At 62.1% G+C, this 705-nt stretch carries 1 protein-coding gene; it reads left to right on the top strand.

The genetic code is table 11. The annotated features are described in order from the left end of the window. Window positions 1-57 precede the first annotated feature (57 nt). Window positions 58-705: NAD(P)-binding domain-containing protein (locus AC58EF_RS28585; RefSeq protein WP_497279755.1), on the top strand; the 648-nt coding region annotated here is incomplete at its 3' end.

The raw sequence follows: 705 nt of genomic DNA, 5'->3' as shown, positions 1-705 counted from the left end.
TGGACGACTTTTACGCCGCCCGCAGCAGGACTATCCCGCCGCTACCGTGGTCGAATATTGCTCCGCCGTTCTCAGACCATCCGCCGGTCCGGCGCTCATCTGGAGGTTGTGACGGAGGATGGGCCCTATTTTGCTCGCTTCGTTGTCAGCGCGACCGGTACTTGGTCGCACTCCTATGTGCCTGAGTATCCCGGTCACGATCTGTTTGAGGGGACGCAAGTCCACTCCGCGCTGTACAACCGCCCGGAGGCCTATGCCGGGCAATCGGTGCTGGTTGTCGGGGGTGGCAACAGCGGCGCGCAAATCATGGCGGAGATTGCTCCGATTGCCAGCGCGACCTGGGTTACAACACATGACCCACTGTTTCTTCCCGATGATGTCGACGGGCGGGTACTCTTCGAAAGGGCCGTGGCTCGGATGAAAGGGCCGCCAGATGGAGAGCCTGTCGGCGGTGTCGGCGACATCGTGATGGTTCCTCCTGTCAAAGCGGCGCGCGATCGCGGCGACCTCTCCTCGGTGCGGCCATTCACCCGAATGACGGCAACAGGCGTAGTTTGGCCCGATGGATCGGAAACAGCCGTGGATGCGGTGATCTGGTGCACCGGATTCAAGCCGGCGCTCGACCACCTGTGTCAATCGGCGCGCAAAAAGGACCCCCTATCGGCGTCCAAAAGGGCCCCCTTTGCGGAGCGGCATGACAGGTAT

The organism is Sphingobium sp. WR1, assembly GCF_059693745.1.
Note: the sequence above shows the minus strand (reverse complement) of the source record. Positions and strands in the feature narration are given on the sequence as shown.